The sequence below is a fragment of the Polaromonas sp. P1_G2 genome (genome assembly GCF_056405515.1).
Window position 1 is genome coordinate 1 of record NZ_JBFUBY010001231.1, and the last position, 438, is coordinate 438.

The 438-nt window shown below is 54.1% G+C and carries 1 protein-coding gene; it reads left to right on the forward strand.

Features of this window, described 5'->3' with window-relative positions:
• Positions 1–277, forward strand: a 277-nt coding sequence (locus AC1D0P_RS29915) for a hypothetical protein (protein WP_477680048.1), incomplete at its 5' end; no start/stop codon positions are given.
• Positions 278–438: the final 161 nt, after the last annotated feature.

The following is a 438-nucleotide window of genomic DNA, read 5'->3' on the forward strand; positions in this document are numbered from 1 at the left end:
GCTGATGCCCGAATTCTCAATCACGTCGGACAAGACGCTTCCCGTGATGGCGCGTGCCTACTCGATCCTGATCAAGTCACAGACCCGCAGCTCGCTTCTGGCTCTATACGGCTATACCAGGCGGACCGGCACACATTTCCGTGTTGCGGCGATCGGCAAGCAAATTCCCTATTCAGTGTCCGACCCATTCAACACCGAGTACATGAGGTCGGTTTATAACCTGGGCTATTCGGCAATGCTGGAGGGCAAGGTTTGGAAAGATCAGCCGTTCTTTTAAGCTCTTGGCAATAACACCTTGGTCGCTCGTGGAGCTTTGTGTTCGACCGTTTTTCGCCCATTGCTGACATTGAGCGGCTTGTCATTGAACGACGGCTTCGCGCCGTCATCTCAGCTGTTCAGCCCGTGGGTGTGCATTCCTAAAGCAAACGTCCATCGAGC